This is a genomic window from Streptomyces sp. NPDC056948 (genome assembly GCF_042674225.1).
GTDB lineage: Bacteria > Actinomycetota > Actinomycetes > Streptomycetales > Streptomycetaceae > Streptomyces > Streptomyces purpurascens.
The window spans coordinates 1-12,539 of record NZ_JBHUQX010000280.1; the positions used below are offsets into that span (position 1 = coordinate 1).

Annotated in this window: 13 protein-coding genes and 3 pseudogenes; 8 read left to right on the top strand and 8 right to left on the bottom strand. The window is 71.3% G+C overall.

Translation table 11 applies throughout. The features are described 5' to 3' along the window. Positions 1–91: 91 nt before the first annotated feature. Positions 92–1,099 (bottom strand): trypsin-like serine peptidase, encoded by a 1,008-nt coding sequence (locus tag ACFTZL_RS29955; protein ID WP_382588805.1) that lies wholly within the window; start codon positions 1,097–1,099, stop codon positions 92–94. A gap of 222 nt (positions 1,100–1,321) precedes the next feature. Beyond that, a complete protein-coding gene (locus ACFTZL_RS29960) occupies positions 1,322–1,798 on the bottom strand; it encodes an SRPBCC family protein (protein ID WP_382588807.1) in 477 nt (158 codons plus the stop codon). 108 nt (positions 1,799–1,906) lie between these two features. Between ACFTZL_RS29960 and ACFTZL_RS29965 the strand changes: the two are divergent. Next, positions 1,907–2,327 (top strand): annotated as a pseudogene (locus tag ACFTZL_RS29965) (hypothetical protein). A 52-nt stretch (positions 2,328–2,379) separates the two neighbouring features. Here ACFTZL_RS29965 and ACFTZL_RS29970 read toward each other — a convergent pair. From ACFTZL_RS29970 to ACFTZL_RS29980, 3 genes are all read right to left on the bottom strand, one after another. Further along, complete coding sequence (locus tag ACFTZL_RS29970; RefSeq protein WP_382588809.1) at positions 2,380–2,670, bottom strand: zinc-ribbon domain-containing protein; 291 nt, start codon at positions 2,668–2,670, stop codon at positions 2,380–2,382. A gap of 130 nt (positions 2,671–2,800) precedes the next feature. Beyond that, on the bottom strand, positions 2,801–4,441 hold the full coding sequence (gene pgm, locus ACFTZL_RS29975; protein ID WP_382588811.1) for a phosphoglucomutase (alpha-D-glucose-1,6-bisphosphate-dependent): 1,641 nt from the start codon (positions 4,439–4,441) through the stop codon (positions 2,801–2,803). A gap of 293 nt (positions 4,442–4,734) precedes the next feature. Further along, positions 4,735–5,163, bottom strand: a complete 429-nt coding sequence (locus tag ACFTZL_RS29980; RefSeq protein ID WP_382588813.1) for a hypothetical protein — start codon at positions 5,161–5,163, stop codon at positions 4,735–4,737. Positions 5,164–5,302: 139 nt separating this feature from the next. On the opposite strand from ACFTZL_RS29980, the gene ACFTZL_RS29985 reads away from it, so the two are divergent. Further along, the gene (locus ACFTZL_RS29985) at positions 5,303–5,449 is read left to right on the top strand and encodes a hypothetical protein (protein ID WP_193482844.1); all 147 of its coding nucleotides are present in this window, start codon (positions 5,303–5,305) and stop codon (positions 5,447–5,449) included. 69 nt (positions 5,450–5,518) lie between these two features. Here ACFTZL_RS29985 and ACFTZL_RS29990 read toward each other — a convergent pair whose 3' ends face one another. Further along, positions 5,519–6,475: a TIGR01777 family oxidoreductase gene (locus ACFTZL_RS29990; RefSeq protein ID WP_382588815.1), complete on the bottom strand. Its 957-nt coding sequence runs from the start codon at positions 6,473–6,475 to the stop codon at positions 5,519–5,521. A gap of 116 nt (positions 6,476–6,591) precedes the next feature. Here ACFTZL_RS29990 and ACFTZL_RS29995 point away from each other — a divergent pair, with 116 nt between their 5' ends. Further along, positions 6,592–6,918: an antibiotic biosynthesis monooxygenase family protein gene (locus ACFTZL_RS29995; RefSeq protein ID WP_382588817.1), complete on the top strand. Its 327-nt coding sequence runs from the start codon at positions 6,592–6,594 to the stop codon at positions 6,916–6,918. A 78-nt stretch (positions 6,919–6,996) separates the two neighbouring features. Here ACFTZL_RS29995 and ACFTZL_RS30000 read toward each other — a convergent pair whose 3' ends face one another. Continuing rightward, a complete protein-coding gene (locus tag ACFTZL_RS30000) occupies positions 6,997–8,349 on the bottom strand; it encodes a diacylglycerol/lipid kinase family protein (RefSeq protein ID WP_382588819.1) in 1,353 nt (450 codons plus the stop codon). 321 nt (positions 8,350–8,670) lie between these two features. Between ACFTZL_RS30000 and ACFTZL_RS30005 the strand changes: the two genes are divergently transcribed. From ACFTZL_RS30005 to ACFTZL_RS30025, 5 genes and pseudogenes are all read left to right on the top strand, one after another. Further along, positions 8,671–9,177 carry an SRPBCC family protein gene (locus tag ACFTZL_RS30005; RefSeq protein ID WP_382588820.1) on the top strand — a complete coding sequence of 169 codons (507 nt, stop codon included), beginning with the start codon at positions 8,671–8,673 and terminating at the stop codon, positions 9,175–9,177. Further along, positions 9,177–10,235, top strand: coding sequence for an LLM class flavin-dependent oxidoreductase (locus ACFTZL_RS30010; protein WP_382588822.1), 1,059 nt, complete (start codon positions 9,177–9,179; stop codon positions 10,233–10,235). Before ACFTZL_RS30005 ends, ACFTZL_RS30010 begins: the two co-directional genes overlap by 1 nt. Before the next feature lie 92 nt (positions 10,236–10,327). Then, complete coding sequence (locus ACFTZL_RS30015) at positions 10,328–11,005, top strand: hypothetical protein (protein WP_382588824.1); 678 nt, start codon at positions 10,328–10,330, stop codon at positions 11,003–11,005. A 143-nt stretch (positions 11,006–11,148) separates the two neighbouring features. Further along, entirely contained in the window at positions 11,149–11,535 is a 387-nt protein-coding gene (locus tag ACFTZL_RS30020) for a hypothetical protein (RefSeq protein ID WP_382588826.1), read from the top strand. A 97-nt stretch (positions 11,536–11,632) separates the two neighbouring features. Then, positions 11,633–12,460 (top strand): annotated as a pseudogene (locus tag ACFTZL_RS30025) (GNAT family N-acetyltransferase); the annotation flags it as partial. Here ACFTZL_RS30025 and ACFTZL_RS30030 read toward each other — a convergent pair. Continuing rightward, positions 12,459–12,530: pseudogene (locus ACFTZL_RS30030) on the bottom strand (TetR/AcrR family transcriptional regulator); the annotation flags it as partial. The pseudogenes ACFTZL_RS30025 and ACFTZL_RS30030 sit on opposite strands and share 2 nt — an antisense overlap. Positions 12,531–12,539 lie beyond the last annotated feature (9 nt).

A 12,539-nucleotide genomic window follows, 5' to 3' on the forward strand; every position in this document is an offset into this window, starting at 1 on the left:
CAGCGGGGGGGCCCGGGGCTGACCGGGCGTGGGGGAGCGGGGCCACCCCCGCTGTTGGGCGGAGGACCCGGCTCCCGGCCGGTGCGATGGCTCAGGACGACTGCGCGCTCTGGTACAGGTTCTGCGCGTCCGCGCCGAAGTACGGGCCGTACATGGCGTTCGGCAGGAAGTTGTACTTGAAGCTGTTCACCGAGGACTGCAGGCCGGACCCGGTGGCCTCGTCGAACTGGGTGAACCACGGGCCTCCGCTGGAGCCTCCGGTCATGTTGCAGGTCAGACCGTGGTCGCTGGAGAGCAGGAAGTCCCGGAAGGTGGTTCCGCTGCAGTAGATGAACTTCTCGCCGTCGTACGGAGCGGCCGCCGGGAAGCCGAAGGAGTACATGGGCTTGTTGTAGCCGGTGTTGAAGGCCAGCCCCTGGCCGCCGACCACGTCGGTCAGCTGCTTCCCGTCCAGCGGGGCGACGACGGCGGCGCCGATGTCGTAGTTGATGTCCTCACTGGCCGTCCACTGCGGCGTGGACAGGGTCTTGGACGCGGCCCAGGTGCCGTACGGGCGCTGCCCGTCGTGATAGCCCGGCACGAACACCCAGTTGGTGTGCCAGGCTCCCTGCATCTTCACGCAGTGCCCGGCGGTGATGACGGTGCTCTTGTTGGCGCTGGTGACGGCGTTGCCGGAGCAGGAGGCGGTTCGCCCCTGGTAGGTGAAGAAGACCCTCCCCGCTGTCTTGGTCACCGCTCCCCCGCCGGACCAGGGGCCGCCGCCGTGCGGGATCGCCAGGGGTCCCACGTCGGAGACGGGTGCGCTGGGTGCCACGACGGTCGCCTTGCCCTTGCGCGGTGCGGATGCCCGTACGTCGGAGCGGTCGACGGACAGGACGTCGAGCGGGGCGGCCGCGCGCATCCGCTGCGGGGTCCAGAAGTCGAGGGCGCGTTCCTGCGCCGAGGGTGCCATGACTCCCGGTTCGGGCGCGGCGCTCGCCGGTGCGGCGGTGACACCGGTCGCCAGGAGTGCGGCGACGCCGGCGAGTGTGCCGAGGACGGTGTGGCGAACGCGGGTGGTGCCGCCGGATGGGCGAAGGCTGCGGGGTCTGCCTATCACGCGGTCTCCTTCTGCTGCGGGGGCCGGGCGGCGGGGAACCGTCCGCCCGGTCAGGCAGGGGTGTCACTGCGGACAGTCAGAGGGCAGCGTGCCACCAGGAGGCCGATATGGACAGGTGCATGTCATAACGATGGCCGAATCATCACCTCTTCTCCGCGGGCGCGGGCAAAAGAAGGACCCGGCCTCCATGGTGGAGGCCGGGTCCGGGGCGGAACGTGACGGTCAGAGAGCGGGGCCGGTGCCGCCGGGCTGGATGCGTCCGCGCCAGGCGCCGGACTCGGCTCCGCGCTCCTCGATGTACTGCTTGAAGCGCTTCATGTCGCCCTTGACCCGGCGGTCGATCGTGCCGGTCATGTCCGCCGCCTTCTCCGCGGCTCCGCTGGGCTCGATGTCCATCACCAGCTCGACCCTGGTGTGGGTGTCGTCGACGCGCTCGAAGCGGACAGAGCCCCTCTGATTGATGTCGCCGCTGGTCGTGCGCCACGTGACGCGCTCATCGGCCAATTGGTCGACGATCTCGGTGTCGAACTCGCGCCGCACTCCGCTGATCTTGGTGGTCCAGTGGTTGTGGCGGTCGTCCAGTTGCCTGACCTCCTCGACGCCCTCCATGAACTTCGGGAACTCCTCGAACTGCGTCCACTGGTTGTAGGCAGTGTGGACAGGAACGTCGACTTCCACGGTTTCCTTGACGGTGCTCATCTTCATGCCTCCGTTTTCGCTGGTCGACTGCAGGAGGCCCATCGGCCCGCAGCACAGGTCCGGGCCCGTGGCGGGTCGGGTACCCGAGATCTTCCGGTTGCCACACAGATCGCTGCCGACCGAAAGAGAACCGTCTTCGGCGTGCTCGCAGCCGCCCTCGGGGCGGTGGGTCTGGTCTCACCGGCCGCGCAGTTGTCGCTGCTCGGTCTCGCCGCTCCGGACGAGCGCGCCGCCGGGGGCCCTCACGCCCGCGTTCATGTCGGCGTCGTCCATGGTGGCGCTCAACATGGGCGTGTACTACGTGCTGGCGGCACTGGCCGACTGGCGGGCCTTCTTCCGGTGGACCGTGCCGTTCCGGCTGCTCACGTGCGCGGTCTTCACCGTCGCCGCGCTCGGCGGAAGGGCGCCGGGTGTCTTCGTGGGTGTGGGCCTGTGGGAGGGAGCGGGGGCGGTCGCGACGGCTGTGGCGCTGCGGTGCGAGCGGCGGCGCCGGGCACAGGAGGGTGCGGCGCCCGTGGGCGACCGGTGAGCTGATCGCCGTAGGCGGGACCGGAGGCGCTCACCGGTCGCGGTGCGGGTCCCTAGAAGCGGTGTTGCTGCTGCTCCGGCTGCCCGTACGTCTGACCGTCCTGGCCGCCCGCGCTCTGGGTCTGCAGCTGCTCCGCCTGTTCCTTGGTCACCTTCTGTTCCGCGCCGCAGAAGGTGCACTGCGTCAGGTACTTCGTCGAGATCGGGAACAGCGGCACGAAGAACAGCGTGAACTTCGTGACGCGCTTCCTGAGCGTGTGCGCGGCGGGATTGCCGCACTGCCCGCAGACCAGCGTCAGTATCGCCAGCTGGTACAGGTACCCCTTGGTGCCAAAGATGATCACGTGACGGTCCTTCCCCGGATCGGATCTTCCCCCAGTGTCCTGTATCGCGGTCCGCGAGGACGAGCCGGCAGCCCCGTACGGCCCAGGCCACGATGACGTGGCCCGGGCCGTGTCCGGTCCCTGCCGGTGCTCAGCCCCCCAGTGCCGTCAGCACCACGCTCTTGGCCTCCTCCTGGACCCGGCCGAGGTGGTCGGGGCCGAGGAAGGACTCGGCGTAGATCTTGTAGACGTCCTCGGTGCCCGAGGGGCGGGCCGCGAACCAGGCGTTGTCCGTGGTCACCTTGATGCCGCCGATGGGGGCGCCGTTGCCCGGGGCCTCGGTGAGGACAGCGGTGACCGCGTCTCCGGCCAGGGTGTCCGCGCTGACCTGGGCCGGGGAGAGTTTGCCGAGGAGCGCCTTCTCCTCGCGGGACGCCGGGGCGTCGATCCGGGCGTAGGCGGGCTCGCCGAAGCGGGCGGCCAGCGTGGCGTAGTGCTCCGACGGGGTCTTGCCGGTGACCGCCGTGATCTCGGAGGCGAGCAGCGCCAGGATGATGCCGTCCTTGTCGGTGGTCCACACGGAGCCGTCCCGGCGCAGGAAGGACGCCCCGGCCGACTCCTCACCGCCGAAGCCGATGGTGCCGCCGGCCAGCCCGTCCACGAACCACTTGAACCCGACGGGCACCTCGACCAGTTCGCGGCCGAGGTCGGCGGCGACGCGGTCGATCATGGCGGAGGACACCAGGGTCTTGCCGATGCCGGTGGCGGCCGGCCAGCGGTCGCGGTGGGCGTACAGGTAGGAGATGGCGACGGCCAGGTAGTGGTTGGGGTTCATGAGGCCCGCGTCCGGGGTGACGATGCCGTGCCGGTCGGCGTCGGCGTCGTTGCCGGTGGAGATGTCGAAGCGGTCGCGCTGCTCGATGAGCGAGGCCATCGCGTACGGCGACGAGCAGTCCATGCGGATCTTGCCGTCCCAGTCCAGCGTCATGAACCGCCAGGTGGGGTCGGTGTGCGGGTTGACCACGGTGAGGTCGATGCCGTGCTGTTCGGCGATGCGGCCCCAGTAGGCGACGGACGCCCCGCCCAGCGGGTCCGCCCCGATGCGTACCCCGGCCGCCCGGATCGCGTCCAGGTCGAGCACGCTGGGCAGGTCGGCGACATAGGTGCCCAGGAAGTCGTAGCGGCCGGTGGTGGGGGCGGCGAGGGCCCGGGCGTAGGGGATGCGCCGTACGTCCTTCAGGCCGCCCCGGATGATCTCGTTCGCCCGGTCCTGGATCCAGGAGGTGGCGTCGGAGGCGGCGGGGCCGCCGCTGGGCGGGTTGTACTTGAACCCTCCGTCGCCGGGCGGGTTGTGGGAGGGCGTGACCACCACGCCGTCCGCGAGCCCCGTGGTGCGGCCGCGGTTGTGGGCGAGGATGGCGTGCGAGACGGCCGGGGTCGGCGTGTAGCCGTCCGCGTCGTCGATGAGCACCGTCACCTCGTTGGCGGCGAACACCTCCAGGGCGGTGACGCGCGCGGGCTCCGACAGGGCATGGGTGTCGGCGCCGAGGAAGAGAGGGCCGTCGATGCCCTGATCGGCGCGGTACTCGCAGATGGCCTGGCTGGTGGCGGCGATGTGGTCGTCGTTGAACGCGCTCGCCAGGGACGATCCGCGGTGTCCGGAGGTCCCGAACGTGACGCGCTGCCCAGGATCGTCCAGGTCGGGGTGGAGCGCGTAGTACGCGGTCACCAGCCGGGCCACATCGACGAGATCCTCGAAACCGGCCGGATTGCCCGCTCGCTCGTGCTGCATGGGCCCGCTCCTCCGCATGGGTTGATCCTTCGCTTGCGGTCTCATCCTTCCTCGTCACGGCCGTGCCGCGCGAGGGGGACACCACTACGAGGGCCGGATGTGCGCCAAGCCACGAGAAGGAGGCGCCTCGGACGGCGGGAGTTGCTATGGAGCACGCGGAGGCGGTGCCTCCGGAGGCCGAGGCGCGCCGGAGACCACAAGGAGGCGGCGCTGCGGACCACCGGGAAGTCCGGTGATGCGCGCCGCGCCGCCTGCCCTCCTCGTGACCGTCACATCGAACGCCCGAGCCGTGGTCAGATCCGTCCGCCGGTGAACCGGGTGACGGGGCCGTGCGTGCCGCGTTCCGCGCGGCGTCCCACCGCGTACGACGCGGCGCTCAGGGCGGTCAGGCCGGCTCCGACGCCCGCGGCGACGATCTTGCGGTGGGCGATGACCGTCCAGGCCGTCTTGGCCGTGGCCGCGACGTGGCCCGAGGCCGTGACGACCGCCTGGCGGCCGGCCTCGACGCCCTTGGCCGCGGTCTGCATGGCCGCCGTCGTCGCCTCCGCGGAGCGCTCGGCGCCGGCCTTGACCGCTGACCCCGCGTCATCGACCTTGGCCGCCGCACGCTTCGCGGCCTGGGACGTCGGCGCGGTCGCCTTGTCCGCCGCGCCACGCGCCTTGGACTCCGTCGTCGATATGGTGGTCGGCTTCTGATTCGTGCGCTTGTTCTGTTCAGTCATGGACACCGACTTGCCTCTGACTCGGTCGGCAAACACGTTCGGTCGCGTACTGTCGGGCCGGGTGAGGGCTGAGCACCTCGTCGGAGGGGTAGGCGAGCCTCAGACAACAAGCACGTCAGAACACTGGGGAAGGTGCCTCATGGCCAACATTCTGGATCGCATCAAGCAGTTCGCCCGGAGTCCGCAGGGGCGGCGGGCCGTCGAGCAGGCGCGGCGGGCCGCGGCCGACCCCCGTAAGCGGGCACAGGCCCAGCGCCTGCTGGGCAAGCTCCGCGGCCGCCGCTGACCGCCGAGGGCGGCGCACACAGGAGCGGACAGGCCCTCGAACAGGGCCAGGGACAGAGCTGACACCGGCTCACTCTCGCCGATCGCCCCGGGCGCGCAGCCGCCGTACGAGGTCGTCCGCGGCCTCCGGCCAGCCAGGGTGGCCGAAAGCGAAGCCCGCCTCCAGCAGACGGCCGGGGACGACGCGTCGGCTCTTCAGCAGCAGTTCGGTGTCAGAACGCAGCACGAAGGCGCCGGCCTCGGCCATCCAGCGTGTGGCGGGCAGACCCACCGGCATCCCCCAGGCGGTACGCAGGTCGCGCATGAAGGCACGCTGCGGCAGGGGCGTGGGAGCGGCGAGATTGACCGGGCCCGTGATGTCGTCCCGGGCGACGAGGAATTCCACCGCCCGGACGAAGTCCTGGTCGTGGATCCAGGACACGTACTGCGCTCCGCCGGCGACCGGGCCGCCGAGGCCGAGCCGGGCCAGCCGCAGCAGGACGTCGAAGACACCGCCGCGGTCCGGGCTCATCACCATGGCCGCGCGCAGGGCCACCTTCCGGGTGTCCGGCGTGTCGGCCGTCTCCTGCTCCCGCTCCCAGGCCTTGGCGATGTCGACGCTGTAGGCCCAGTAGCCGGGCGTGTCGGGTTCGGCTCCGCCGATCACGCCGGTGGCCTCGTCGTTGGGCGCGTCGAAGCGGTGGGCGTAGACGGTCGCGGTGCTCATCTGGAGCCAGACCCGGGGCGGCCGGGCGGCTTTGGCGATGGCCTCGCCCACGACCCGGGCGGAGTCGACCCGCGAGTCCATCATGTCGCGGAGGTTGGCCGGGGTGTAGCGGCAGCTCACGCTCCGGCCGGCCAGGTTGACGACGACGTCGCTGCCGTCGATCTCTTCCACCCACGGTCCCGCGGTCGCACCGTCCCAGTGCACTTCACCCTGGCGTGCGGGTCGCCTGCTCAGTACCACGACGTCATGTCCGGCGGCGCTCAGCGCGCGCTTGAGGACCGTGCCGACCTGCCCGGTCCCGCCGGGTATCACGATCTTCATGAAGGTCTCCCCCTCGACGTGTGAGATCGACCCTAGCTCACATTTGAACGCGTTCAAAACATCCCGGGGGTGCAGGTCCCGGTCGGCGCGGATGTGCCATCGGGCAAGATGGGGCCATGAGCGTAGTCAAGATCAATGTGCTGACCGTGCCCGCCGAGCAGCGGGAGACGCTGGAGAAGCGGTTCGCCTCCCGCGCGCACACCGTGGAGGGCTCCGACGGGTTCGAGTGGTTCGAGCTCCTCCGCCCGGTGGAGGGCACCGACACCTACCTCGTCTACACGCGGTGGCGTGACGAGGCGTCGTTCCAGGCCTGGATGGAGGGGCCGATGAAGGCCGCGCACCAGGGCGGCGGCGAGGGCGGCGAGCGGCCCAAGCCCGCCGCGAGCGACTCCACCCTCTGGTCCTTCGAGGTCGTGCAGCAGGCGGGGCCGAAGGGCGCGTAGCCCGCTCGAGCGCATGCGCGAGGTCCCCCGTGCCCGAAGCGGCGCGGGGGACCTTTCAAAGGAGGCCGGGCTCGGTGCTCAGGTGCGCCGGGAGCGGGTGGGTGCGGCGGTACGGCCGACCGCGGCCGCCAGTTTGCGGAGCCTGCGCCAGTCCAGGCGCGGTGGCGCCTCGGGGACTCCGGGGCGGTTGCGGGGCACCCGGACGCGCAGGGCCCGGCGTGCGATGCGGCAGTGGACGGGGGCGGGCAGGGTGAGCGCCTCGCCGTCGAGGCCGACTTCGAGATGCGGTTCGTCGGAGTGGACGACGACGTGCTGGGCGGTGAGCACGGTGAGGCCTTCCGGGCGCGGGGACAGCAGGAGTTCGGCCGCTTCCACGGCACTGTCCACGCGGAGGGCGAGCACGCCCAGCTTCCCGGAGTTGAGCCGCTCGCGCCGGCCGAAGCCGAACGGGTCGTCCATGCGATAGGCGTTGTTGCTCACCAGGACGGCCTGCGGGTCGGCGATGGTGGTGCCGTCGGCGCTCGCCGTCAGCCGCGGGCCGCTCTGCCGGGTGAGCAGCTCGGGCAGCCGCTCCAGCGCGGCGCCCACCTTGTCCTCCCGATAGCCGGGGCTCTGGACGACGGCCCCGTAGACGCCGAACGACGCGTTGTTGACGAACGGGCGGTCGTCGGCGAAGCCGAGGTCGACGCGGAGTTCCACCCCGTCGGTGAGGGCGTCGAGGCAGGTGGACGGGTCGTCCCGGTCCAGGCCCAGGTCCATGGCGAAGTGGTTGCGTGTGCCGGCCGAGATGACGAGGAACGGAAGGTCGTGTTCCGCGGCGACGGCGGCGACCATCGCCTGCGTACCGTCGCCGCCCGCGACGCCCAGGAGGTCGGCTCCGTCGGCCACGGCGGCCTTGGCCAGGGCGGTGACGTCCTGGTGGTGCTCCGGGTCGAGCAGGACGACCCGGGCGCCCAGCTCCTCGGCCTTCTCCTTGAGGGAGAACTTCTCGACCTTGCCGCCACCGGAGCGCGGGTTGAGCAGGAGGAAGGGGCGCTGCGGCGGCGGTGTGCGGTACTCCTTGACCCGTACCGGCCGCAGCCCCGTGCTGCGCAGGGCGTAGCGGCCGGTCCAGACCGCGACGCACCACAGCAGCAGCGAGGCGAAGACCACCCAGATCAGATTCGCGGCCGCGAAGAGGATGATGACGCCGACGGGGGCGACGACGGCCAGCACGGCCGCCGCCATGCGTACCGGTCCGCGGCGGGACAGGACCCACCAGAGCGCCGCCGCGGTCAGGGCGAGTCCCACCAGGCCGGCCAGAAGCAGCAGCAGTCCCTTCAGACCGCCGAAGACGAGAGGCAGCAACGCCGCCAGCGCGACCGCGGCCAGGGCTCCTCTGGCCGCCCATCTCTGCCGGCGGTGATCCCGCTCCCCCATCGCCGATCCCATCTCGTTCCTCCACTCGAAGGCTCGGGCGCACCCTCGCGACCGCGCCCGGCCGTAATTCATGGTGCCCGCCGACGGATCGGCTCGGCCACTGCCGTCCCTGGTGGCTCCCCCACCGGCGGGCACGTCAGACGTGAAGATCCCCCGGGGTGCAGCCATCGGTAGCGTACGCGGCCCAGCGAGCGTGGTTCCGCGCACTGGGGCACGTCGACGCCCACCTTCACCACCCGTTAAAGGCATGGACACACGCGCCCTCTTGACCTAGTGAGTCTTATTACGCAACTCTGCTGCCACAATCCCTGTCGACGAGGAGGCCGGCACGCGATGGAGTGGACGGGCGCGCGGTACGCGGACCAACCGACGGTCGAGGTGACGACGTGGATCGCCGCTCCGCCGGGGAGAGTGTGGGCGCTGGTGTCGGATGTGACGCGGATGCCGGACCTGAGCGAGGAGTTGCGGTGGGCGGGGTGGGCCGACGGAGCCGCCGGGCCCGCCGTCGGGGCGCGGTTCACCGGCCGGAGCAGGCACGAGACGTTCGGCGAGTGGGAGACGACCTCCACCGTCGTCGCATGTGACCCGGAGCGGGTGTTCGCCTGGGCGGTCGGGGATCCGGCCGAGCCCAGTGCCGTCTGGCGGTTCGGGCTCGAGCCCAGGGACGGCGGGACCGAGCTGTCGCAGTGGATGCGGATGGGGCCGGGGCGCTCCGGCCTCTCCTTCGCGATCGACGCCATGCCGGAGAAGGAGCAGAAGATCGTGTTCGTGAGATTGCGGGAGTTCGAGCGGGGCATGACCGCCACGCTGGAGCACATCAGGCAGCGGGCGGAGGCGTGATGCGCACGGCGACGACCGTAGAAGCGGCGGCCCTCGGTTCCTGGTCCCGGCAGGCCGACTTCGTCGTCGAGGCGGAGAAACTGGGGCTGGACGTCTGCTGGGTCGCCGAGGCGTGGGGGTCGGACGCCCCGTCCGCCCTGGGGTTCTACGCGGCCCGTACGGAACGGATGCTGCTGGGCTCCGCGGTCATGCAGGTCGGGACGCGTACGCCGGTGGCCCTCGCCCAGGCGGCGATCACCCTGTCCAACCTGTCCGGCGGGCGTTTCCTGCTGGGTCTCGGCCCGTCCGGACCGCAGGTGATGGAGGGCCTGCACGGGGTGCCGTTCGCCCGTCCTCTGGCCCGGATGCGCGAGACGGTGGAGATCGTGCGGCAGGTGGTCGCGGGCGGCAAGATCTCCCATTCGGGCTCCGAGTTCAGGATTCCGCTGCCCGGCGGGGAGGCGGTGCCGATGCGCCTGTCGATGCGGGCCGAGCACCCCGTCCCCGTCTACCTGGCCGCGCTGTCGCCCGCCATGCTGCGGCTGACCGGCCAGGTCGCGGACGGCTGGCTCGGCACCAGCTTCGTACCGGAGGGCGCGGCGGACGCCTACTTCGCTCCGCTGGACGAGGGGCTGGCCGCCGCCGGCCGCGAACGCGCCGGGTTCGACGTCTGCCAGGGCGCCGAGGTCGCGTTCGCCCGGGACGAGGAGGCGCTCGGCGCCATGATCGCGGACCGGAGGAAGGAACTCGCCTTCAGCCTGGGCGGCATGGGTTCCGCGTCGACCAACTTCTACAACAAGGCCTACGGCCGTCAGGGCTGGGCCGAGGTCGCGGCGGAGGTGCGGGAACGCTGGCAGGCGGGCGACCGGGACGGTGCGGCGGGTCTCGTCACCGACGAGATGGTGCTGGCCACCACGCTCATCGGCACCGAGGAGATGGTGCGGCGACGGCTGCGGGTCTGGCGGGACGCCGGTGTGAACACGGTCCGTCTCTATCCGGCCGGCGAGACCCTGGACGACCGGCTCGACACCCTTGGCCGGGCGATCGAGTTGGTCCGGGAGTCCGGTTCCGGAGCCTGAACCCGGACTGTCCGCCGCGCGCACCGGCGGACAGGTAGGCTCCCGTGCTGATCATCGGCCGACACGAACATCAGGGGGGCTCCGTGCGGGCCATGGCTACCGTGACGACGACCGCGCTCGCGTGTCTGCTGGCGGGCGCCGCCCTGGCCGGGTGCGGCACCGGCGAGGACAAGTCCGCCGGCGACCTCCTCGACGAGGCCAACGCGACGATGCGAAAGCTGGATTCCGTCACCGTCGACATCACCAACCGCACGACGAGCGGTACCGTCACCAGCCATCTCGTGACCGACCTGGACAGCCGGTGCAGGTCGAAGACCGAGATGCCCGGAGGCGGCGCCCTGGAGCAGATCCGGCTGGGCGAGACCGACTACGTCCGGCCGAACCGGGCCTACCTGCGGAAGTGGAAGAAGACCCCGGGAGCCACCGGTGAGCAGAAGCTGTGGGTGAAGACGCCGGTGGACCCGGCCGGTTCGGGCGACGGCCTCACCTCGTGCGAACGGCCCTTCGACTCGTTCGGCACGGCGAAGAAGGGTGGCTCCACCCGGGTCGGGGGCACGAAGGCCGTCGAGTTGATCGTGACGGACAAGGCTGACAAGGAAGGGACGTACACCTTCTACGTGGCCGGGGAAGGCGAGCCCTACCTGCTCAAGACCGTGTACAAGAACGGCGCGCAGCACACCACCACCTCGTTCAGCACCTTCGACGAGCCGCTCGATGTCCGGGCGCCGAAGGCGGGCGAGGTACTGAGTACGCCCGGCGGCAGCCGCTGACCTGATCCCAAGGAGGGCGGCAGCGCTTTCTGTTGGATTTCGGCAGCAACTGGCCGAGGGGGGCGAATCGGGCCACAAGGGCTTGACGGGGCGAGATGCGCTCGGCCTACTGGTAGGCGCAGCCGGCCGTGTCGGGGGGTCTGATGGTGTGGCGACGATGGGCAGCGGCGGTGGGCCTGGTGGCCTGCCTGCTGTTGCTGCACCTCGTCGTGCCCGGGCTGACGCAGGGCGAGCGCACGGCGGGGGCCGCCGTCACGGCAGCCGTGGATGTGCGGGCAACCGGTGCGACTTCTACGCCTGAGGCCGAAGGAGCCGGGGAGCCCTGTCCGTGCGAGGAGGAGCCGTCGCTCCGGCATCTGGCGGCACGGACACCGAGGGCCGCGGGTGCGGCCGGGGCGAGCGCGGTGGTGAGCGGGGCGCCCGTGGTGGACCGGGGCGGTACGGACCTCCGGGCGGCGGGGACGAGCCGGTGTGCGGGGACGGTCGGATCCGCCCCGAACGCCGCTGAGCTGCAGACGTTCCGCTGCTGAGTGACGGCAGTACCGACAAGGGCCTGCGCCGTGCGGCCTGAGTACTGCCTGGTGCCGATTCGCGGCGAACAGCAGGCCTTCGTGTGTCCCCATGCCGATGACACAGGAGGCAGAGTTGCCTGGAAAGCGCGTTCTCGTTCTGAGGCCGGACGAACTGGGCCCGAACGACCAGAAGATGTGGCGGGAGATTCGGACGGAGTCCGCGGCCCCCGCGAATCCCTTTCTCGACCCGGCGTTCACCACCGCGGTGGGGCAGGTCAGGCCCGGAGCGAGAGTGGCGGTACTGCTGGACGACGACTCCCCGGTCGGGTTCTTCCCCTACGAGAGGGGACCCCTGGGGCAGGGCCGGGCCATCGGGCTCGGGGTGTCCGACAGCCAGGGGGCCGTGCTGCGGCCCGGGATCCGGCTGGACGCCGGCGGGTTACTGCGGTGCTGCGCGCTGTCGTCCTGGGAGTTCGACAACCTCGAAGCCGGCCAGGGGCTCTTCGTGCCGCACGCCGCCGAGGAGTTGGCCTCCCCGGTCGTCGACATCGGCGAGGGGTTCGAGCGCTACAGGGAGCGGCTGCGGGCGAAGTCGCCGAGCTTCCTCAGACAGATCCTGGCCAAGGAGCGCAAGCTGGCCCGGCAGGTCGGCGAGGTGCGGTTCGTGTACGACGCCCGGGACCCGGACGCTCTGCGGGCGCTGATGGACTGGAAGTCGGCGCAGTACCGGCGCACCGGCCGGCGCGACCGGTTCGCGCAGGAGTGGATCACCCGGCTGGTGACGCTGCTCGGGGAGAGCGAGGAACCGGAGTGCCGCGGCGTGCTGTCCGTGCTCTACGCCGCGGACCGGCCGGTGGCCGCGCACTTCGGTCTGCGCTCGCGCACCGTGCTGTCCTGGTGGTTCCCGGCCTACGACCGGGCCTGCGCCAAGTACTCCCCTGGTCACGGAAGCGGGCGCCGGTCGCGTCGAAGTAGGCCCGCAGTTCCGGGCGGCGGGTCGCTTCCAGGGCCAGTTCGTAGCG